The sequence below is a fragment of the Phyllobacterium sp. GQ127 genome (assembly GCF_059758635.1).
In genome coordinates this window covers 113,506-134,738 of record NZ_JCAXDZ010000002.1, presented here as the reverse complement: position 1 = coordinate 134,738, position 21,233 = coordinate 113,506, and the positions used below count along the sequence as shown (strand labels likewise).

Below are 21,233 nucleotides of genomic sequence, written 5' to 3'. Positions count from 1 at the left end.
TTGCGCTTGCAATATCTCCTGATCGCGTAACTACTAAGCGAATCTGACACATATATTAATGATGGGAGAGCATTCATTATGTGGAATCAGGTTTACAATCCCTTCAACAATGCTGTTCTGTCGACGCTTGCCGCAGCTATACCTGTCGTCATTCTGCTTGCGCTGATAGCGTCAAACAAGGTCAAAGTGCATCTGGCCGCGATTATTGCGCTTATCGCTGCCAATCTGGTTGCGATCTATATTTTCACCATGCCTGCTGATCTGTCCCTGCGCGCTTCGCTTTTGGGGGTCATCACGGGCTTTTTCCCGATCGGCTGGATCGTTCTCAATGTCATTTTTCTCTACCGGCTAACGGTTGAGAAAGGTGTCTTCGAGACCTTACAGAACACGATTGGCGGCGTGACGCGCGACAGGCGCCTGCAAATCCTGCTTATCGCCTTTTCGTTCGGGGCCTTTTTTGAAGGCGCATCCGGCTTCGGCACGCCGGTCGCTGTCACGGCGGCCATTCTCATCGGCCTAGGTTTCTCGCCGCTCGCGGCATCCGGTCTATCGTTGATCGCCAATACCGCTCCTGTTGCCTATGGCGCTCTTGGTACCCCGATAGCCGGTCTTTCGAGCGTGACGGGAATCGATCCATTTTTGCTCGGCGCGATGGTCGGGCGGCAATTGCCATTCTTTTCGGTGATTATCCCGTTCTGGGTGGTGTGGGCCTTTGCGGGCTACAGGGGTATGAAGGAAGTTTGGCCCGCCATTCTGGTCACCGGCCTGTCCTTCGCCATCCCGCAATTCCTGATTTCCAACTATGTTAATCCATGGATCGTTGATATTGGCGCTTCGTTGATTTCGATGGCCTGTCTAATTGGCTTCCTGCGCATCTGGCAGCCAAAGGTCATCTGGACATCGACAGCCTTGCGCATCCGCGATGATTCCGCCAGCCAGGTACCGCCGGTCAAACAGACAAAGAAAGAGCCTACGAGAGCGGAAGTCTGGGCTTCCTTGACACCATGGATCATTGTCTGCGCCGTGCTTTTGGTGTGGGGCACTGACTGGTTCAAAGGCATGGTCAACCCGTGGGCCACCTGGAGCTATCCCGTACCCGGTCTTAATGAGCAGATCATGAAGGTCGCGCCAATTGCCGCAACGCCGACACCGGAAAAAGCCGTATTCGCCTTCACATGGCTCTCTTATACGGGTTCGGGCATGTTGATTGCGGCGATCATTTCCGGCTTTCTCATGGGCTATACGCCGGGCGAGCTTGTCCGTAGCTATGGACGCACACTCAAGCTCTGCTCCTATTCACTCATTACCATTTCCGCCATGCTGGCAATCGGCACGCTCACACGGCTGTCCGGCATAGATGCTACCCTCGGGCTGGCTTTTGCGACAACCGGCGTTCTCTACCCGTTCTTCGGCACGTTGCTTGGTTGGCTCGGGGTGGCGCTCACAGGCTCCGATACCGCATCCAATGTTCTGTTCGGCAATCTGCAGAAAATTACCTCCGAGCAACTTGGCCTATCACCAATCCTCATGGGTGCAGCCAATTCATCCGGCGGCGTCATGGGCAAGATGATCGACGCTCAATCCATTGTTGTCGCCTCCACGGCGACCAATTGGTACGGGCATGAAGGAACAATCCTGCGCTTCGTCTTCAAGCACTCGATTGTGCTGGCCTGTCTCGTTGGCATCCTCGTCATGCTACAGGCCTATGTCTTCACCTGGATGATCGTGACACCGCCTTGATTGATCGATAATGGCACAACAAAAGGCGCTGCTTACGGCAGCGCCTTTTGTTGGAAGCATCAGATTTTTATTTCGCCCTCTTCCATGCCATCCCAATAATGAGCGCGCTCAGCGCTAACCCTTATCATCGCCATTCCTTTTGTATCGACACCGTCCTTGAACCAATCATCGAGATCCGGTGTCCAATGTTCCTCAAATTTCTTCTTGTCTTTGATGATCTCGGCTTTCCCTTCGAGAGAAATGGAAAAAGCCTTTTCACCTTGAAAAGTCAGAGCCACCTTGGGATTTCCCTGGATATCTGAAACCATGTGAGAGTCATCCCAAGTGAAAAAGTAGGAATCCCCATCATATTCGACATCACGATTATTGCTCATGGGGCGTCCTGCAATTGCCCCGTTTTTGGTATGGGTCATCAGCATGCAAATATCGATGTCACGCATCTTCTCTGCCAGATAGGAAATGTTCTTGCTCATGGTTTTCTCCCTTTTATCGTGAAAGGGCAACGCGCTAAGGGTCGTTTGGTTCAGCTTGAAACCAATTTTCGGTTTGTTGACTTGCCATATCAATTTAGAGCCTTGTCTGTTACTCAGCAGGCTTCAGTTCCGACCCGCTTTTGAGAACCTTGTCGCCATTTTCCTGTTCGATCAGATAGGCAGGATCTTCCTTGGAAGCTTTGCGTGTTACCTCCGCGCCTTTTATTTTCCGCGTCACCTTGCTCGTGAACGTATGAACAATTTTACCGCTGCCGGTACCATTGCCCCAATTCCATTCAACCGTGTTGCCATTATAGAATTTCGTCATAGTTCTTCCTGTCGATCTCTAAAGACATATTAATCAGGAAAATTCCGATCTGCCTATTCAAACCAGAACCGCAACTTTTTGGTTGCATTTCTTTTCTTGATCTGCCAGATTAAATGCAACCAGGAGGTTGCATAATGTCTGACCGAATTGAAAAGAACATTGAACTGAATGCGCCTGTCGAAAAGGTTTGGCGCGCGCTCACCGATCATCTCGCATTTGGCGAATGGTTTCGTGTCAAGCTTGATGGGCCCTTTGTTCCCGGTAAAGTTTCCACTGGCCATATTACCTATCCGGGCTATGAACATGTGAAGTGGCACGCGACGGTGAAAGCTATGGACGCGCCTCGTCTGTTCAGTTTTACGTGGCACCCCCACGCAATTGATCCCGATGTGGATTATTCAGATGAGACACCGACCTTGGTCGAGTTTCGCTTGCAGCCTTCGGATAAGGGAACGCGGTTGACCGTCACCGAGTCCGGATTTGACGCCCTGCCCGCCTATCGCCGCGACGAAGCTCTCCGCTCAAATGACGGCGGTTGGGATGAACAGATAATGAATATCAAGACCTATGTTGAACGATAGCCATCCCGATCCCGCACCTTTATTTGCGGCCTTGGGTGATCGAACCCGCCTGTCGCTGCTGACCAAGCTCAGCGACGGCCAAACTCGTTCAATTGCGGGCCTTTCTTCGGATGCGCAGATTACCCGTCAGGCTGTCACCAAGCATCTCAAGGTTCTTGAGGACGCTGGATTGGTGATCAGCACCAAGGTGGGCCGGGAGAGCCATTTTGCGTTCCGGCCGGAGCCGATCAAAGATATTCGTGCTTACCTTGATGGCGTTTCCCGGCAATGGGATGATGCTTTGGAACGCTTAAGAGTGTTTGTCGAGCGCTGAGGGTTTTGGCAATAATCCATCCAGCAACTGCCGGATGGCCTTGACTGCCTTGCGCAACGTGGCTTCCGGCTCTGTGGAATTCGCGACCCAAAGCGAAGCGTGGGTTAGCGCTCCATTGAGAATGCGGGCCATTGCTTCCGGCTCGACATCCCTTATCGCCCCTTCATCACGAAGTTGCGTCAGGCTGTCGGTCATGGAGCGAATACAGCTATTTGTCGTTGGCCAGTTTGCCGGGTCGCCCAGAACGGCAGGCCCATCCAACAATACAATACGCTGTATTTCCGGCTCGATCGCCATTTCGACATAGGCCACGCATTCATCGACATAGCCCTGCCAGCGGTTGGTTGCTTTCTCATTGACCTTGATCAAGCGGTCATTCATCTCCGCATCGATCTGTTTGATAACAGCTTCGAGCAATCCCTTTTTGTCTCCAAAATGGTGATAGAGCGCCCCGCGGGTAAGCCCCGCCGAAGAGGTGAAATCGTCCATTGATGCGTCCGCATAGCCCACTGTACCAAAGGCGTGCCGGGCAGAAGCCAATAGTTTTGCTCGGGTTTCGACGATCATTTCACTGCGGGGCTTATGGGCCATCAAATTTCCTTTCACATACGCAACGTATATTAGTTGACATACGCGGCGTATGCAACTATTTCATTTATATACGCCGCGTATGTAAATGGCGGCTGTTCAACAAAGGATGTCTTTCATGGCAAATCCATATAAAGAAATTTTCGCTGCGCCGGGAAGCGTCGCTTTCTCGGCATCTGGGTTCATCGCCCGCCTGCCACTCGGCATGGTAACGCTCGGCATTGTCACCATGCTATCGCAGACTCACGGCACCTATTGGCTTGCCGGCGCAGTCTCCGCGACATTCGCATTGTCCAATGCGCTCATTGCGCCGCAGGTATCGCGTCTTATGGACCGTTTCGGTCAAAGCCGCGTTCTGCCGATTTCGTCCCTTATCACAATCGCTGCGCTCGCCGGACTTATGCTGGCCGCTCACTATCGCACCCCCGACTGGACATTGTTCCTGTTCGCCATGCTCGCCGGCTTCATGCCCAGCATGACGGCACTCGTTCGTGCACGCTGGACGGAAATTTATCGCGATACACCAAAGTTGCGCACAGCCTTTGCCTTTGAGTCGGTCGTTGACGAGGTGATCTATATGGTTGGCCCGATCATCGCCATCGGCTTCAGTGTTGCTCTTTTCCCGCAAGCTGGGCCTCTTGCCGCAACTTTGCTTCTCGCTGTCGGGAGTGCACTGTTCGTTGCACAGAAATCCACTGAACCCGCCATCCATCCGCAGGACCGCACAGACAACGCCTCGGTAATCCGCCTGCCATCGCTGCAAATTATCGCTGTCACACTGGCAGCTATCGGAGCGCTGTTCGGTACGGCCGAAGTCACCGCCATCGCCTTTGCCGAAGGGCAGGGCCAGAAGGCCGCCGCCGGTATTACGCTTGCGAGCTACGCCGCAGGTTCGCTCATTGTTGGCCTCGTCTTTGGTGCTCTAAAGCTCCAGATGCCTTTGGCAAAACAGTTCCTGCTGGCAATCGGCCTTGCCATGCTGACGACGCTGCCCCTGCTCATCGTCGAGGGCATTGGCGGCCTCTCTATTGCTCTTTTTCTGGCAGGCGCTGCGGTATCCCCAACCATTATCATCTCCATGGGCCTGATCGAGCGTATCGTTCCAGCGGCGAAACTGACCGAAGGCATCACATGGGCAATGACGGGCGTCATGATCGGCATGGCGCTAGGCTCTTCCCTTTCAGGCTGGGTAATTGACGAATATGGCGCAAGCCGCGGTTTCTATGTTTCGGTAGGCGCTGGCGTGCTTGCATTCGTCGCCGCCTTTGCCTTCTGCCTCAGATACGGCCCCAAGCCGCAGGTACAGCTCAAAACAGCTGTTTAACTGCCAGCATCACAAAGAAACCGGCAGAGATGTTCGCACCTCTGCCGGTTTTATTAAGTTAATCTACAATTCTTCAATAAAATGGCTTGTCTACACCTAAAGTATTACCTAACTTCCGCATCGAGTTCACTACATCGCACTTGGGGGGAAGTAGATGGTTCTGGATTTTCTGCGCGGCAAACCTGTCTTGTGCAATGGATTCCACAGGACGATACTAACCGGCATCCTTCTTGCCTCAACTACATCAACATTTGGGCTTCTCGCATTCTCCGGCGTTGCGCAAGCAGCCTGCGATCTTACGCCGACAGCTGGCGACAGCACCTATGTCTGCGATAGCGGCGTCAGCACCGGCCTCACCGATAATACCGGCAACAATACGCTTACCATGCCTGCGGGTGGCAGCGGCGCGGTCAATGGAAGCATTGTTTTTGGCGCAGGCGCCGACAATGTGACAATTGGCTCCGGTACAATTACCGGCAATGTCCAGCAGGGCAGCGGCATAGACAATTTCAGTATGACTGGCGGCTCTGTCGGCTCCCTCAACCAGGGTGACAATCTCGATACCTTCTTCATGTCGGGCGGACATATCATCGATGCCTTTGATGACGGCGACCGGGCAATCATGACTGGCGGTCGCATCGGGCGCGTCAACATGAAGCTCGATGACAATCTGTTCGATATGTCCGGCGGTGTCATTGACCGCAATCTTGTTACTGGCTTCGGCAACGATACGATCATACTGTCCAACGGAACGATCGGCGGCAATATCAGCGTGAGCGGAGGCACTGACAGCGTTACAGTTACAGGCGGCAGCGTCGGCGGTAGCATCCTTCTCAGTTTCGGCACTGACACATTCAACTGGGACAGTGGCGGTATTATCTATGGAGCGATTGATCTGGGCGGCGACAATGACGTTGCCACACTCACCAATCTGACCGCTGCAAATATTGGCGCGACGACACAGATTACGGGCGGCGCAGGCAGCGACGCGTTGACCTTCAGCAATGTCGCTGCAGACAATGTTTCGCGGTTTCAAAATTGGGAAAACATCGCTGCGACCAATGACACCGAGCTTACTTTCAACGGCGCCTTGACACTGGGCGATGCGGGTACGCAGACGGGCAACCTCTCGGTTGATTCAACCAGCACTATATTTGGCGGCGGCGCAAACTCAGCCGTTGCATCCTTCGTGGCTGGCCAGTTCGTCAATGTAGCCAATGCAGGCCGCATTGATCTGACCAATGGCACCGGCACAAGTGACAGCTTCCGCATTGCCGGTAATTATACCGGTAATGGTGGGCTGCTGTTTCTAGACACTGTGCTTGGCGATGACAGTTCAGCTTCCGATAAGCTCATCATTGACGGCGGCGTTGCTTCCGGTACGACTGGCATCAGCGTTATCAATAATGGCGGCACCGGCGCCAGCACGACACAGGACGGCATTCTTCTGGTAGAAACCGTCAATGGTGCAACGACCACCAGCAATACATTTGCGCTCAACAATGCTGTCGCGGCAGGTGCCTATGAATATTACCTCTTCAAGGGCGGCATCAGCGACGGCAGCGAACAAAACTGGTATCTGCGCTCCACGCTGGTAAGCGCCCCTGAGCCACCTGCCCCGGCTCCGGCACCCTCGCCTGTTGATCCTGGCCCGGTCGTCGAGCCGCAACCGCCGGAAGTATCTCCGCCACCGCCACCACCACAGCAAGAGCCAGCGCCACCTTTGCCGGTAAATCCGGACGACCCGAATCCGGTCGATCCCTCGCCGCCTGTGCAGCCGGGAGACATAGCACCGGTCGCGCCTCCACCACCGGCGGAAGCGGCAGCGCCAACGCCGCCGCCATCCGCACCGCCTATACCCGGAAATCCGGCGCCGGTGCCCGGGGCTGGTTCAGCCCCGCCGACGCCTGGTGCAACCCGCGTCCTTGGCGATATTGTGTCTCTATACCGTATCGAAGTGCCAACCTATTCGGCAGCAATTCCAGCACTGCGGCAGACAGCCTTTGCAACGCTCAGCACATTCCACGAGCGGCGCGGCGCTCAGGAAATTCTTGCTCCGGGCGAGATCGGTTCAGCCGCATGGGCCCGTGTCTTTGGCGAAGACGTCGAACAGGGTTGGGGCGGCACCGTTTCCCCGACCATCGATGGTACGCTCTGGGGCGTACAGGCAGGACTCGACATTCTGCGCTATGAGAGCGAGAGCGGCCATAAGGATACAGCCGGGCTATTCTACGGATTTGCTTCGCTTGATGCCGATATTCGGGGACAAGCACTTGGTTGGAACAATCTGAAGACCGGCAAGATGGATACGGACACCCACAGCGCCGGTGCTTATTGGACCCATATCGGTCCCACAAACTGGTATGTCGATGCCGTTGTCATGGGAAGCTGGTTCAGCGGTACCGCCCGTTCGGATCGGGGCGTTGGCGTTGACGTGGAGGGCAATGGCGTAACGGCATCGCTGGAGGGTGGTTATCCGTTCAAGCTCAGTGATAATTGGGTTTTGGAGCCGCAGGCGCAGATCATCTGGCAGCATATCTCCCTGGACGATCAGGCGGATGAGTTTTCTGATATCGCCTTCGACGCCGATGATGGCTGGACAGGCCGTGTCGGCGCAAGGCTGCAAGGCAATTATCAGACATCATCCGGTCTGTTCCAACCTTATGTGAAGGCCAATCTCTGGCATTCGTTCAAAACCAAGGACAGCGTGAAGTTTGGCGGCGATGATATTGTCACGGAAGGTGAAAACACCTCGCTGGAACTTGGCGGTGGTATCGTTCACAGTTTCAACAAATCGGTCAGCGCTTTCGCTGTGGCTGACTATACGTTTGATATTGATGGCGACAAACGTGAGGTCTTCGAAGGCAATATTGGCCTTAAAGTAAGCTGGTAGGCGGTCATACCGCCTGGAGTATCTTGCGTTTGACCAGTAAATGGCTAGTGCGTGCTTCGACAAGCTCAGCATGAGGAATGTAGAGACTGGCAGGGAGCCTAGTCTGAGACGTCGCAAGTAGACATTGTAATCCACTTCTTTCCTCAGGCTGAGCTTGTCGAAGCACGCACAACATCCATGCAAAATTACTGAGTTTGCAAAACATTTGGAGCAATTGCAGCGAGAGCGTCAGCGGTTTTGCGTCAGGAATTGCACAAGACCAACGGCTTTACCGTGACGCAACACTTGTGGATCCGCCAGGCAAACGGGCGACCACGACCAGCTGTGTAATTTCGCCACGTTTGAAAGCGGCAAGGAAGCGCTTGTAGTCCTTGAACACGAGGCAACCATTGGAATCGCCGCGCTTGCCCAGCATGTAAGTGTGAGCCAGCAAGCCATCGCGCCCGAAAATCTTGCTCGGGTCGACCGGGTTGAGCCGGATTGCTTCCACTCCATGGAATAGGGCTTCCCGCATGGTCAGCTTATAGGTATGTGGCGGCGTCGCACCGCGCATTTTCTTATGCACGAAGCGTGGGTCGTCTAGCATTGGCCCCAGACCCGAATGTGCTTCAAGACGCTCCCCACTCGGCATATAGACCGTCTTCTGCTCGATACTGTAGATCGCCGTTCGAGCGCGAGCCGTAATAACAGGAGCGGGCTTGTAGCTCGGCGCCATATCCTGAATGTTGTTTTCCTGCGGCGCGTAAGCCATGACTTGCGCGTCGCGCTTTGCCGCATCCGCAAGCCGCTTTGGCTTCATGCCGGGCAATGGAACTTCCGTCTCGACGTCAGTCTCCGCCAGAACAAGGCTGAATGGTTCTTGCGGCGACGTGCCAAGGGCTGGGCCGGGCTCCTGCAAGGCGACGATTTCGGCAGGAGCAGGCGCGTCCAGAGAACTATAGGATCGGACAGGCGTATAGATTGACGAAACCTGCATTGTATCAAGCCCTGCAGCCCGCGCATCGAACGCATCTGCCTCAAGCGGCGGCTTTGCTGCCACCACCACTTTCGGCTTGGGCGGGGTAATGACAATGACTTCGCCGTTCTTCCCGATAACCGAGCCTTCATCCATGTCACTGACCTGCCAGCCAGTCCGGTTCAACTCCGGCACACGCGGGAACTTTGGTGCGCTTGGATTGGCATCATAGGCAACATGTTGCATGGCATGCCCGGAAAATGGGCTGAAAGCCTGGCCACCGGCACTTGCCGAAACGTGGGGGATAAAGGCGCGCTGCAGGCTGACGACAGCGGCAACCGTGCCCAGTGATCCAACGACCCCGAAACCGGCAAGAATAGCCGCGGAAAGGAAGCCGCGCGCCGGCTGACGGCCCTTTTTGGCTTCAGGCTTGGCGCCTCCAACCGTCTTGACTGCAAACGCCATGATACAAGCTTCCCGAACTCTTACTCGATACATATCAGCGCCCCGCAAAATCACTGCTTACAAGGCAGGATTGAGGCCGAGGGCAAAACATGCGCCCATGGCAGGTACTGATGAGAACAGAGAATGAAGAAACTTGGTTACCAAGTGGTTGATGGGGAGAAAATTCAGTCTGAAGTCCTTCTTCGCTCCCGGTGCAAGCCGGTAATCAACCGCCAGCACTGCGGCGATAGCGCATGACCCAACGAATACCTCCAATAACTGCTATGGCGAGTAATGGCCATGCCGCCCAGAATCTCCCTTCCCAGGAAATCATGTTGATGCCCGCTATTGTCAGTCCGATGACCACAAGAGCGGCAATAAAGCGATCAATGCGCTCCGCCGTTTTAGCCCAGCGCAGCCCCCATATTGCTGCCAACACAAGAAGCGGCCAGCGCGACCAGAAGGTGCCGTCCCATGAGAGAAAATTGATGCCGACCAGTCCGATGGCAATGATCGCAAGCAAAGCCAGGCTTGTGCTTTTAGATGCTGCGGCCGTCGCGCCTGTTCTGGTCAAATCAGCTCTGTACCCGTCATTTACTGCAGGAGTAACAGGCTGCGCCTGCTTTGTGTCTTCACCAATCCGCACCGCATAGCTGAGAACGCCACCCTCAATATTCTTGACCTGAAGTTGCCCGAGGCATTCAAATCCGACCGCCAGTTTGTTGCGAACCTGATCATAGACCGTATTGGATATAACGATGCCGCCAGCAGAAGCCGATGCCTGCAAGCGCGCAGCAACATTCACGCCGTCCCCGTAAATATCGTCGCCTTCTGCAATCACATCGCCAAGATTGATGCCGATACGAAACAGCATGCGGGTTTCATCCGGACGGTCGGCATTATAACCGGCAAGTTCCGTTTGCACATCGAGGGCAGCGCGCACCGCCTCCACGACGCTGGAAAACTCCGCGATCAACCCATCGCCCCAAGTGTTGATGACCCGGCCGTAATGTGCCTCAATCAGCCTGCTCATCGCTTCCCTGTAAAGCTTGAGCGTGTCAAGCGTGCCTTCTTCGTCAGCGCGCATCATGCGCGTATAATCCTGCACATCTGCGGAAAAGATCGTGGTCAGCTTGCGGCGCGTTTCGGGCATGGCATCCGTTCTCCCCCGGCTCTTGCCTTGCTTTTGCGGCGAGAAACCCTCGCGACTGAGTTGGAGAATATAGTTTCAAACCGTTTGTGGGAAGGACTGTTCTGCTCTTTCACTCCCCTTGATGTTAAACACCAAAAATACTCATCGCGTCGCTGGCTTGCCTAATTCGCCGTCCGACCTTAAATCAATCTGTGAAGGACGACCTTCACGCGATAATGCGCTTCAGACAAATCCGGGACGGCCCGACAGTTCAAAAGGATGGTCGTCATGGCCTGGATTATTCTCATAACCGCAGGACTTTTCGAAATCGGCTGGGCCATCGGGCTCAAATATACCGATGGCTTTACCAAGTTTACGCCTTCAATTCTCACCGCTGGCAGCATGATTATCAGCGTCGTGCTTCTTGGTATTGCCCTACGCGATCTGCCAGTTGGTAGCGCCTATGCGGTGTGGACCGGCATTGGCACAGTGGGCACCGCGCTGCTTGGCATGTATATTTTCGGCGAGCCTGCTACTGTAATGCGGCTTGTCTGTATCGGGTTGATTGTTGCCGGTATCGGCGGGCTGAAGTTTTTGGCGTAGCACGAGAGCTGCACATAAATATTGGGTGGTTCGCCCTTCAACAAGCTCAGGGGGTTCACCGTAAGAAAGGTGGGATGATCGCAATAATACCGCGGGCATCTCCGTGACATTCCATCCAGACCACCTCTCCGTCACCCTCGGGCTTGATCCGAGGGTCCAAAGACAGATGGTAGAAAATTGGATCCTCGGGTCAAGCCCGAGGATGACGAAGAGGTGGTGGTGTTTTCCTTGAGGGAGGGATAATTCGGCGCATTGGTTTCAGGTTCATCATCCCCTAGAGTAGCAGCATGATCGATCAGCCGAATACTGCCCTTTCCTCTTCTGAAGTTGAACGCTATGCCCGCCATATCATTCTTGGTGAAATTGGCGGCCCTGGTCAGCAAAAGCTGAAGCGCGCCCGCGTGCTCGTGGTGGGCGCGGGTGGGCTTGGTGCGCCTGTGCTGCAATATCTGGCTGCGGCGGGCATTGGCACACTCGGCATTGTCGATGATGACCGTGTTTCCCTGTCAAATCTGCAAAGGCAGATCATCCATTCAACCGAGCTGGTCGGCTCCCCCAAGGGAGAAAGCGCGGCGCGAGCAATCGCAGCGATTAATCCGCATGTCATCGCCGAGGTGCATGATATGCGCCTTGCGCCCGACAATGCCGCCGATCTCGTTTGCCGCTACGATATTGTTGTCGATGGCTCAGATAATTTCGATACGCGCTATCTGCTGGCCGATACTTGCCTTGCTCAAAAGCGCCCGCTGGTTTCGGCAGCGCTGGGGCGGTTTGACGGATCGCTGACAACACTCATGCCCTATGCCACCAACAGCGACGGGGGTTCAAATCCCTCCTACCGCGATCTTTTTCCAAACCCGCCGCCACCCGGGCTTGTTCCTGCCTGCGCCGAAGCGGGGGTGCTTGGCGTCCTTCCCGGCGTCATCGGCACCTTACAGGCAACCGAGGTCATCAAGCTTGTCACCGGCATAGGCGAGCCGCTGATCGGCAAGCTCCTGCTTTACGATGCGCTGACCTCTCGCTTTGAAACAATCAAATACCGGGCCAGAAAAGCCGATGGCGCTTGAACTTTCCGAGGAACAGCGCGCAATCGCCAGCGGTTCGCGCGGCGAAGGTTCCGCCATGGCCATGCGCATCGTTGCTGCGACAGCGCGGCTAATGGGTGCGCCATCGCTGATCCCGATTGCCTCAGCGCATATTGACGGCGCGCTTTACCACGGTGATAGCGGCACGCTTTTCGCAGAAAAGCTGGTTGAGGGCGGCGCCAAGGTTGCCGTACGCGCCACGCTGAATGTCGGCTCGCTTGATCTTACCGGCTGTTCTAAAAATCGCTTGCCAGCCCATGAGCGCGATATGGCGCGGCGAATGATGGACGCCTATCGTGTGCTTGGCTGCGAGCCAAGCTGGACCTGCGCGCCCTATCAGGCCGGTCATCGTCCGGCGCTTGGCAGCGATGTCGCATGGGGCGAATCCAATGCGGTTGTGTTCTGCAACTCAGTGCTGGGCGCACGCACCAATCGCTATGGCGATTTTCTCGATATTGCCTGCGCCATCGCCGGTTTTGCCCCCTATTACGGGTTGCACCGGCCAGAAAATCGCCGCGCCACAATCATTTTTGACGTCGGTGCGATTGATCCGGCATTTTTGCGCTCGGAAGTTGCATGGCCCATTCTTGGCAGTCTGTTTGGCCGCGAGATTGGCGATGCCATTGGCGTTGTGGCTGGTGTCCATGCCCATCCCGGGGAAGATGCCTTGAAAGCTTTCGGCGCTGCATCGGCTTCGGCGGGCGCTGTCGGACTTTTCCATGTAGCAGGCGTGACACCGGAAGCGCCGGATCTGGCGACCGCGCTACATCATCAAGCGCCGCAAGCGGTCATCCATGTAACGAACGGGATGATTGCGGATTCGCGTCGGCGTCTTTCCACTGCGCGTAATATGGAGCGCATTGATGCCGTCGCCATTGGCAGCCCTCATCTTTCCGCTAGTGAATTCGACCGGCTTGAAACCCTCATTGCCGGGCGCAAACTCAAGATTCCGCTTTACGCCTGCACCGGACGCCACGCGCTTGCCGCATTAGAGAGCAATGGCCGCCGCCAGTCGCTGGAGGCGTCGGGCGTGGTCATTGTCGCTGATACCTGCGTTGTGGTTACGCCGATCCTGCCGGATATTGAAGGCGCGGTGCTTATGACCAATTCCGGCAAATTCGCGCATTACGCACCTGGCAATACGGGCTATGGCGTCATTTACGGCTCCATGGCTGAGTGCGTGGAAAGCGCTGTATTGGCGCGTCCTGTCTTTGGTGCATCGGCATGAGGGTGGAAATTCTGGTTCAGGGGCAAGCGACGCGTGCCGATGCGCTGGTGCTGACCGCGCCGATCAGCTTCTGGGGCGGGGTTAACCCCAAGACAGGCTTGATCGCCGATGTCCGCCATCCGCAGCATCGTGTTTCGATCACCGGCAAAGTGCTTTGCCTGCCGGGAACGATTGGCTCATCTTCGGCAGCAGCCGTTTTGCTGGAACTGGTATCGGCGGGTCTGGCGCCTGCCGCAATCGTCCTGCACGAGCCCGACGCAATTTTGCTGCTTGGCCTCATCGTTGCCCAGGAAATGGGCCATGCAACGCCGATGGCCCTGCGGATGGATCGCGGAGACTTTGCAGGGTTTGTTGAGCGGGAGCTTTGTATAAGCGCCGACGGTTCGATCAGCGTTATTTAAATCCTAGCATTGGCTCTGTGCGCGGTTCGACGGGGCTCACCATGAGGAATGTGGTGGGATGCAGCAGATAGAGCCAACTTGTTAGCTCTCTGCGTTCTGGTTCTCTTGCAATCAGCCAATCTTCCTCATGGTGAGCTCATCCTGAGCTTGTCGAAGGGCGAACCACGCAAAACAGGTTTGCCAAATCTCGATAAATTCTCACCGGTCCCTTGGCAGCACGCGATCGGGCGGTCTATGCCCATCAATAAAGGTGCGGATATTAATGATGACCTTCTCGCCCATATCGATACGGCCTTCCAGCGTAGCGGAGCCCATATGCGGCAGGATGACCACCTTGCCGGCTTTTGCCAGCTTGCGCAGCTTGGAATTAACGGCTGGCTCATGTTCAAACACGTCCAGCGCCGCACCTGACAATTTGCCCTGATCCAATTGGTCGATCAGCGCCTGCTCATCAATGATCTGGCCGCGTGCCGTATTAACGATAAAGGCAGTTGGCTGCATCAGCGCAATGCGGCGGGCAGAGAGCAAATGGAATGTCGCGGGTGTCGAGGGACAATTGACCGAGATAATATCCATGCGCGCCAGCATCTGGTCGAGGCTTTCCCAATAGGTCGCCTCCAGCTCTTCTTCGGTCTTCGGGCTCACCGGCTTGCGGTTATGATAATGGATTGAAAGGCCAAAGGCCTTGGCGCGGCGGGCAACGGCAGTGCCGATGCGGCCCATGCCAACAATGCCGAGACGTTTGCCCCAGATACGGCGGCCGAGCATCCAGGTTGGACCCCAGCCCTCCCATTTTCCGTCATCGAGCAGAATGGACGCACCCTCTACGAGACGACGCGGTACTGCCAGCATCAGTGCCATGGTCATGTCGGCAGTGTCTTCGGTTAAAACGTTTGGGGTATTGGTTACAGTGATGCCGCGTGCAGCCGCGGCTACAACATCAATATTGTCGGTGCCATTGCCGAAATTGGCGATCAGCTTGAGATTTGGACCTGCCGCCTTGATGACCTCTTCATCAATACGATCGGTTACGGTCGGCACGAGAACATTGGCCTGCGAAACCGCCTCGATCAACTCCGCCTTGGTCAACCGCCGATCATCAACATTCAACCGTGCCTCGAAAAGTTCGCGCATGCGCGTTTCGATGGGGTCCGGCAATTTGCGGGTAATTACGACCAGAGGCTTTTTGCTCACCGATATTCCCCTCCCTTTCGCCTGCAATATTGAGAGCTCTTTAACCAAACCATTGCAAACTGCAATTGCTGTTATGCCGCTCTGGCGCGAAACTTGTCACGCCTGAACAACTGTCTACCAAGGCCAGACATAGAAGACAAAGAAAAACAAGGATCGTTCCGCGATCAGATGAAAATCACCAGGTTGAACGGAACGATGAAGGACCAATATTGTTGACGATTAAGAAATTCCACCTTTTCGCCGTTTCCACAAGTCTTGCCGCAGCGCTCGTTACGGCAGCACCGCTGAGCCTGCCCGCGCTTGTCAAAGCCGAGGCCGCCGGGCAGATCGGCCCCAGTGGGTTACCCCTGCCGCGTTTCGTCAGCCTCAAGCCCGGACGCGTCAATCTTCGTGTTGGCCCCGGACGCGATTATGCGGTGACATGGCTGTTTCTTAAATCCGGACTGCCAGTCGAAATTGTCCAGGAATATGATAATTGGCGGCGGATACGCGATTCGGAAGGCACTGAGGGCTGGGTGTATCAATCATTGCTGTCAGGCAAACGGACCGGCATGACTGCACCTTGGCAAAAGGACAAGGACGGGGTCATGCTCAATGTCTTTGCCAAGGCAGATGACAAGACACCCGTTGTTGCGAAAGTACAGCCGGGTGTTCTTGGCACATTGAAGAATTGCAATGGTGATTACTGCCGTGTGGTTTTTGGTGGCGCAAGCGGCTGGATGCGCCAGAACGAGATTTGGGGTGCCTATCCCGGCGAGAAATTCGAGGATTAGGCCGAGGCTATTTTTTCCGACAATTGCTTTGGCCGGAAAACCAAATAGCTGCAAAGCGCCAGAATCCACACCGAGACTGCACCGTAAAGCAGCACCCAGCCATAGCCATGGATAAGCGCAGACCGAATGACCGAGGCGGAAAGGCCCGGCAATTCGGTTGCTATTGCCGCAAGGTTTCCTGATGCGATGCGCTCTGCTGCCGAATAGAGCGTCGTTCCGGACAGAGCCTCTTGCGCAACGCTTTGCAAATGCGCCGAAACACCACTGATAAGGATAAAGCCCATAAGCGCTATGTTGATTGCAAGCGCAGTCAGGCGCGCACTCATATCAATCCCCGACGCCATGCCGGCACGGTTGCTTGCCACAGCTCCAGTTGCAGTGTTGGTGACTGGCGTATTGGTCAGGCCCAAGCCTGTTCCCGCGAGCACCGCACCGGGCAGCATGGTTAGCCAGCTTGTATTTTCCATGCCTGATCCCAACCACATGAAAACAAAGCCAAGACCGATGATGAAAAGTCCCATCGGAATGACAGTACCGGGTCCGAATCGCAGGGTCAGCTTTTCGGCAATAGGCGGGACAATCAAGGTTGGCAGCGTATAGGCAAGGACGGCAAGTCCCGTCGCCACATTGCTATAGCCAAGCGCGGCCTGAAAATAGAGCGGCAGATAAATCATGAATGGCCAGAAACAAAAATTCATGCCCATGGAGCCAAACATTGCACCGGAAAAACTCCGCACCTTGAAGACCGAAAAATCAAACATGGGATAGGGATGGTGCCGCTCGATCATTACAAAGGCGAAAAGACCAGCTAGAGACAGCCCGATCGCGCTCAGAGCAAGAGTGCTGGCAAACCCGGTAACAGGCCCCTGCGTGATGAAAAATACGAGGCAGAAAACCGCAACCGAGTAGGTTCCCATGCCAAAAAAGTCGAGCGACTTGGCTTCCTGATCCGAGGATTCCGTCACGCCCGCATAGGCAAGTACAAAGGTTACAGCTGCGACAACCGCGTGAACCAGAAACACCCATTTCCAATCCAGCAATGCCAGAATCATACCGCCAATAATGGGTCCGAATCCTAGGCCTATGCCAAAAATGACGCCCCATACAGCAAAGGCACGGGCGCGCTGTTTGGCGTCGGAAAATAAATGCGACAGAACCGATATATGACCGATCAGCATGATGCCGCCGCTGATCCCTTGCAGAAATCTGGCGGCAATCAGCACAGCCATATTTTGTGCCAAACCACAAACCAGCGATGTCACACCGAACATTACAATACTGATCAAAAAGACCCGCTTGCGGCCAAACCGGTCAGCAAGCGTCCCTGCTGCCATCAGGACCGAGGTGCAAGCCAGCGTATAGGCGGTCATGACCCATTGCAGCTCATTGAAACTGCCGTGCAAAACCTGCTCCAGGACTGACAAGATGACCGGGACGCTGGAGATTTCCAGCCCAAACATGAGCGAAGCCAAACAGACCGCTGCCAAAGCAAGCGGTGTTCTGGCCGAGGTAGAACTGATCATGGGTAAATACTCTCTGGTTAAACGATGCCGGAGGGCCAAACAGCAGGTGCCCTGTGGCTATCGTTGTAAAGGGAGATGTCTTATGATAGAAATGATATAATTTCGCGTATTAATTAACACTGGTCATGAAATGAATCCCGACTTTGATCCCCCGCTTTTGCGTGCTTTCATTGCCGTTGTCGATACCGGCAGCTTCACTCATGCAGCGCAACGCTTGCACCTGACCCAATCGGCAATCAGCCATCAGATAAGACGTTTGGAGGAGCAGGTCGGCACGCCTCTGCTCTACAGGACAACGCGCGCTTTAACTTTGACCCCGAGCGGCGTCGATTTCTTGCAATGCGCCAAACAGATTATTGTGATGCTGGACAGTCTGTCCCAGCGGTTCAATCCGTCGCCAGTCACAGGGATCGTACGGTTCGGCGTTATCGAAAATTTCCTGGGTGATAAATTGGCGCATCTGCTTTGCCAGTTCGGCCGCACATATCCCTCCATTACCCTTGATGTGAATGTCAGCCCCAATCTTGATTTGACAGCGATGGTTGCCGCCGGGCAACTCGATTTGGCAGTGCTGCTATGCAAGGAAAATGACGCTGATTGTGGTTCCGTCCTGCGTAAAACACGGCAAGTATGGGTAGCAGCTGACAATTTTACGCTTGCTCCCGGTGCATCGCTGCCGCTTGCCTTGTCCCCTTCGCCCTGTTTTCATCGGCGTGCCTGCGCCACTGCCCTTGAAGAGACCAATTTGGGCTGGCACATTGTTTTCACCTCGCCAAGCCAGCATGGCCTTCACGCCGCTGTTCTCTCGGGACTGGCAATTACCATCATGCCCGATGATGATGTGAGGCCCGGCATGCGAATTGTTGATGGTCAATATGGCTTGCCGCCGCTGCCCGACGCTGCTTTTGTTCTTGCATGGAGCGAAGGCAATAAAACTGATGCGGCCTGTGAATTTGGCAAAATGATCGAAGAAATGTCCCGTGCGCCCATGCAATCACAAAAGATTACGGTTCCGGCATAGGCAGGAAAGCGCATCATTGAAAGCGAAGTTAAGAGGCGGAAGGCGATGTTTACAGCGTCGGCGCTTTACAGAAAGATGCGTATCAAGCTTTCCCGTGGACGCTCGACCGTTCTGCGCTTCAGCCGCGCTTCTTGCGCAGTCGAATGACGATATCGACGTTGACGATTTCCATGCCCTCAGGAACAGGCGGCAGATGACCTACCATGGCGGAGCCATCTGGAATATCGATGACCTCGTTTTCACCTTCAACGAAAAAGTGATGATGGTCGGAGGTATTGGTATCGAAATAAGTCTTTGCACCTTCAACCGCCAGAATACGCAACATTCCGGCTTGCGTGAATTGATGCAGTGTATTGTAGACCGTCGCCAGCGAAACGGGCACATCGGCGCCAAGCGCCTCTTCGTGCAGCTCTTCGGCTGAAAGATGGCGGTCGCCTTTGGAGAAAATAAGGTTTGCAAGGGCAATACGCTGACGGGTGGGCCTCAGACCAGCAAAGCGCAGGCGCTCCTGTAAGGGAACGTCGGCGTCAATTTCATAAGAAATATGCATGGCGCTTGTGCCACTCCGTTAACTGATATCCAAAGTCGCACAACAGATTTTTATTCAGCGTGCTACACCATTCATATATGCCGTCTTGCGAAATCGATCAATAGGCAGCAAATACGCCGATAATATGTGCTTTGCCAAGGATTCAGTCACATAAGTTTCGCACTGTTTCCAGTGAAAGCAAGGGTTCCATTTGCGCGTGGTTTGCTCTAGGAAGCGTTTTCAGGCGGAAACACTCTATGATAGGGTCCTGCAGCCTGGATGTCGTGTGCCCCAAGCGCAAGATTTGAAGTTACCGATGGGAGAAAGAATGCCAGAACAGAAATCAAGCTACGGCTACGAAGAGCTCCTGGCTTGCGCCCGTGGAGAGATGTTCGGTCAGGGCAATGCCCAACTGCCAGCACCACCTATGCTGATGTTCGACCGCATTACCGAGATTTCTGAAACGGGCGGTGAAAACGGCAAGGGCTATATCCGCGCTGAATTTGATATCAAGCCTGACCTCTGGTTCTTTCCCTGCCACTTCATTGGCGATCCGGTCATGCCAGGTTGTCTCGGACTCGATGCAATGTGGCAATTGACCGGCTTTTATCTCGGCTGGCTCGGCGAGCCTGGCAAAGGCCGCGCTCTATCCACGGGCGAGGTAAAATTCACCGGAATGGTTACGCCAAAAAATAAACTTGTCGAATATGGCATTGATTTCAAGCGTGTAATGCGCGGTCGTCTGGTCCTTGGCATTGCCGATGGCTGGCTAAAGGTCGATGGCGAGACTATCTACAAGGCAACCGACCTGCGGGTTGGCTTGTTCAAGGAAAGCGCGGCGTAAGCCGATGCAATACCTTTAAGGAGATCGCAATGCGGCGAGTGGTTGTGACGGGCATGGGTATTGTGTCCTCTATAGGCAATAATGTGCAGGAGGTTCTCGAATCCCTGCGTACAGCGAAATCGGGCATCGTCTTCGCAGAAGAATATGCAGCCCATGGTTTTCGCAGCCAGGTCAAGGGCGCTCCAACGCTCGACCCGTCTACTCTGGTTGACCGGCGCGCCATGCGTTTTCACGGCGGCGGCACGGCATGGAACCATGTAGCCATGGATCAGGCCATTGCTGATGCCGGCCTTGACGAGAGCCATATCTCCAATGAGCGCACCGGCATCATCATGGGCTCTGGCGGCTCCTCCACACGAACGATTGTTGAGGCCGCTGAGAAGACCATTGAATCCGGCTCCAGCAAAAAAGTCGGGCCCTTCGCTGTGCCAAAGGCCATGTCTTCAACTGCGTCGGCAACGCTTGCTACATGGTTCAAGATCAAAGGCGTGAATTATTCTATCTCTTCGGCTTGCGCGACCTCCAACCATTGCGTCGGCAATGCCTATGAGATGATCCAATATGGCAAACAGGACATGATGTTTGCTGGTGGCTGCGAAGATCTGGACTGGACGCTCTCCGTGCTATTTGACGGAATGGGCGCGATGTCATCGAAATTCAATGACCGGCCCGCCGTCGCCTCGCGTGCCTATGATAAGAATCGCGATGGCTTTGTCATTTCCGGTGGCGCAGGTGTTCTCGTTCTTGAAGAGCTGGAACATGCCAAAGCGCGCGGCGCCAAAATTTACGGCGAACTGGTCGGCTATGGCGTGACCTCTGACGGGGCCGATATGGTTGCACCGAGCGGCGAAGGCGCTGCACGCTGCATGCGTATGGCTATCGCCAACGTCAAGGGCAAGGTCGATTATATCAATCCCCATGCGACCTCTACACCTGTTGGGGATCTGAAGGAAATTGAGGCGATCCGCGAAGTTTTCGGCTCCGGCGATCAGTGCCCGCCGATTTCTGCCACCAAATCTTTGACCGGCCATTCGCAGGGCGCGACAGGCGTGCATGAGTCGATCTATTCGCTGCTGATGCTCAACAATGATTTTATCGCGGAAAGCGCCAATATCGAAGAACTCGATCCGGCATTTGAAGATATGCCAATCGTGCGCAAGCGCATCGACAATGTAAAATTAAACACAGTCCTGACCAATTCCTTCGGATTTGGCGGCACGAATGCGTCGCTGGTCTTCCAGCGCTACGAGGGTTGAGGAAT

At 54.8% G+C, this 21,233-nt stretch carries 21 protein-coding genes; 13 read left to right on the top strand and 8 right to left on the bottom strand.

What is annotated here, in order from left to right:
* Window positions 1-78: 78 nt before the first annotated feature.
* Window positions 79-1,740 carry an L-lactate permease gene (locus tag AC6CHM_RS08910; RefSeq protein WP_498172761.1) on the top strand — a complete coding sequence of 554 codons (1,662 nt, stop codon included), beginning with the start codon at window positions 79-81 and terminating at the stop codon, window positions 1,738-1,740.
* 59 nt (window positions 1,741-1,799) lie between these two features.
* Here the strand turns inward: AC6CHM_RS08910 and AC6CHM_RS08905 are convergent, their stop codons facing one another.
* Both AC6CHM_RS08905 and AC6CHM_RS08900 read right to left on the bottom strand, forming a co-directional pair.
* Window positions 1,800-2,213, bottom strand: coding sequence for a pyridoxamine 5'-phosphate oxidase family protein (locus tag AC6CHM_RS08905; RefSeq protein WP_498172760.1), 414 nt, complete (start codon window positions 2,211-2,213; stop codon window positions 1,800-1,802).
* A gap of 109 nt (window positions 2,214-2,322) precedes the next feature.
* Window positions 2,323-2,541, bottom strand: coding sequence for a hypervirulence associated TUDOR domain-containing protein (locus AC6CHM_RS08900; protein ID WP_307282415.1), 219 nt, complete (start codon window positions 2,539-2,541; stop codon window positions 2,323-2,325).
* Window positions 2,542-2,675: 134 nt separating this feature from the next.
* Here AC6CHM_RS08900 and AC6CHM_RS08895 point away from each other — a divergent pair, with 134 nt between their 5' ends.
* Together AC6CHM_RS08895 and AC6CHM_RS08890 are read left to right on the top strand one after the other, a co-directional pair.
* Window positions 2,676-3,122: an SRPBCC family protein gene (locus tag AC6CHM_RS08895; protein ID WP_498172759.1), complete on the top strand. Its 447-nt coding sequence runs from the start codon at window positions 2,676-2,678 to the stop codon at window positions 3,120-3,122.
* Complete coding sequence (locus tag AC6CHM_RS08890) at window positions 3,109-3,435, top strand: ArsR/SmtB family transcription factor (RefSeq protein ID WP_498172757.1); 327 nt, start codon at window positions 3,109-3,111, stop codon at window positions 3,433-3,435. The genes AC6CHM_RS08895 and AC6CHM_RS08890 overlap by 14 nt, the downstream gene beginning before the upstream one ends.
* Here the strand turns inward: AC6CHM_RS08890 and AC6CHM_RS08885 are convergent.
* Complete coding sequence (locus AC6CHM_RS08885; RefSeq protein WP_115051402.1) at window positions 3,412-4,026, bottom strand: TetR/AcrR family transcriptional regulator; 615 nt, start codon at window positions 4,024-4,026, stop codon at window positions 3,412-3,414. The two genes, AC6CHM_RS08890 and AC6CHM_RS08885, sit on opposite strands and share 24 nt — an antisense overlap.
* A gap of 115 nt (window positions 4,027-4,141) precedes the next feature.
* Between AC6CHM_RS08885 and AC6CHM_RS08880 the strand changes: the two genes are divergently transcribed.
* Both AC6CHM_RS08880 and AC6CHM_RS08875 read left to right on the top strand, forming a co-directional pair.
* Complete coding sequence (locus AC6CHM_RS08880) at window positions 4,142-5,347, top strand: MFS transporter (RefSeq protein WP_498172756.1); 1,206 nt, start codon at window positions 4,142-4,144, stop codon at window positions 5,345-5,347.
* A 154-nt stretch (window positions 5,348-5,501) separates the two neighbouring features.
* Window positions 5,502-8,240 carry an autotransporter family protein gene (locus tag AC6CHM_RS08875; RefSeq protein ID WP_498172754.1) on the top strand — a complete coding sequence of 913 codons (2,739 nt, stop codon included), beginning with the start codon at window positions 5,502-5,504 and terminating at the stop codon, window positions 8,238-8,240.
* 268 nt (window positions 8,241-8,508) lie between these two features.
* On the opposite strand, the gene AC6CHM_RS08870 is transcribed toward AC6CHM_RS08875, so the two are convergent.
* Together AC6CHM_RS08870 and AC6CHM_RS08865 are read right to left on the bottom strand one after the other, a co-directional pair.
* Window positions 8,509-9,660, bottom strand: coding sequence for a DUF2778 domain-containing protein (locus AC6CHM_RS08870; protein ID WP_337353537.1), 1,152 nt, complete (start codon window positions 9,658-9,660; stop codon window positions 8,509-8,511).
* Between the two features lie 205 nt (window positions 9,661-9,865).
* Window positions 9,866-10,792 carry an adenylate/guanylate cyclase domain-containing protein gene (locus AC6CHM_RS08865; protein WP_307282403.1) on the bottom strand — a complete coding sequence of 309 codons (927 nt, stop codon included), beginning with the start codon at window positions 10,790-10,792 and terminating at the stop codon, window positions 9,866-9,868.
* A 267-nt stretch (window positions 10,793-11,059) separates the two neighbouring features.
* Here AC6CHM_RS08865 and sugE point away from each other — a divergent pair, with 267 nt between their 5' ends.
* The 4 genes from sugE (at window position 11,060) to AC6CHM_RS08845 (ending at window position 14,088) form a co-directional block, all read left to right on the top strand.
* Window positions 11,060-11,374: a quaternary ammonium compound efflux SMR transporter SugE gene (gene sugE, locus AC6CHM_RS08860; RefSeq protein ID WP_498172752.1), complete on the top strand. Its 315-nt coding sequence runs from the start codon at window positions 11,060-11,062 to the stop codon at window positions 11,372-11,374.
* A 287-nt stretch (window positions 11,375-11,661) separates the two neighbouring features.
* Entirely contained in the window at window positions 11,662-12,441 is a 780-nt protein-coding gene (locus AC6CHM_RS08855) for a molybdopterin-synthase adenylyltransferase MoeB (protein ID WP_336440674.1), read from the top strand.
* A complete protein-coding gene (locus AC6CHM_RS08850; protein WP_498172750.1) occupies window positions 12,431-13,687 on the top strand; it encodes an aconitase X in 1,257 nt (418 codons plus the stop codon). Before AC6CHM_RS08855 ends, AC6CHM_RS08850 begins: the two co-directional genes overlap by 11 nt.
* Complete coding sequence (locus AC6CHM_RS08845; RefSeq protein WP_498172748.1) at window positions 13,684-14,088, top strand: aconitase X swivel domain-containing protein; 405 nt, start codon at window positions 13,684-13,686, stop codon at window positions 14,086-14,088. Before AC6CHM_RS08850 ends, AC6CHM_RS08845 begins: the two co-directional genes overlap by 4 nt.
* A 198-nt stretch (window positions 14,089-14,286) precedes the next feature.
* Here AC6CHM_RS08845 and AC6CHM_RS08840 read toward each other — a convergent pair whose 3' ends face one another.
* Window positions 14,287-15,288, bottom strand: a complete 1,002-nt coding sequence (locus tag AC6CHM_RS08840) for a 2-hydroxyacid dehydrogenase (RefSeq protein ID WP_115051612.1) — start codon at window positions 15,286-15,288, stop codon at window positions 14,287-14,289.
* Between the two features lie 200 nt (window positions 15,289-15,488).
* On the opposite strand from AC6CHM_RS08840, the gene AC6CHM_RS08835 reads away from it, so the two are divergent.
* Window positions 15,489-16,055: an SH3 domain-containing protein gene (locus AC6CHM_RS08835; protein ID WP_370878853.1), complete on the top strand. Its 567-nt coding sequence runs from the start codon at window positions 15,489-15,491 to the stop codon at window positions 16,053-16,055.
* Here the strand turns inward: AC6CHM_RS08835 and AC6CHM_RS08830 are convergent.
* A complete protein-coding gene (locus AC6CHM_RS08830) occupies window positions 16,052-17,578 on the bottom strand; it encodes an MFS transporter (RefSeq protein ID WP_498172747.1) in 1,527 nt (508 codons plus the stop codon). The two genes, AC6CHM_RS08835 and AC6CHM_RS08830, sit on opposite strands and share 4 nt — an antisense overlap.
* Window positions 17,579-17,708: 130 nt before the next feature.
* Here AC6CHM_RS08830 and AC6CHM_RS08825 point away from each other — a divergent pair, with 130 nt between their 5' ends.
* Window positions 17,709-18,599 (top strand): LysR family transcriptional regulator, encoded by an 891-nt coding sequence (locus AC6CHM_RS08825; RefSeq protein WP_115051411.1) that lies wholly within the window; start codon window positions 17,709-17,711, stop codon window positions 18,597-18,599.
* A 118-nt stretch (window positions 18,600-18,717) separates the two neighbouring features.
* On the opposite strand, the gene irrA is transcribed toward AC6CHM_RS08825, so the two are convergent.
* Window positions 18,718-19,149 (bottom strand): iron response transcriptional regulator IrrA, encoded by a 432-nt coding sequence (irrA, locus tag AC6CHM_RS08820; RefSeq protein WP_115051412.1) that lies wholly within the window; start codon window positions 19,147-19,149, stop codon window positions 18,718-18,720.
* A 307-nt stretch (window positions 19,150-19,456) separates the two neighbouring features.
* On the opposite strand from irrA, the gene fabA reads away from it, so the two are divergent.
* Window positions 19,457-19,972 (top strand): 3-hydroxyacyl-[acyl-carrier-protein] dehydratase FabA, encoded by a 516-nt coding sequence (fabA, locus tag AC6CHM_RS08815; protein WP_008122449.1) that lies wholly within the window; start codon window positions 19,457-19,459, stop codon window positions 19,970-19,972.
* Between the two features lie 29 nt (window positions 19,973-20,001).
* Window positions 20,002-21,228, top strand: coding sequence for a beta-ketoacyl-ACP synthase I (fabB, locus tag AC6CHM_RS08810; protein WP_498172745.1), 1,227 nt, complete (start codon window positions 20,002-20,004; stop codon window positions 21,226-21,228).
* Window positions 21,229-21,233: the final 5 nt, after the last annotated feature.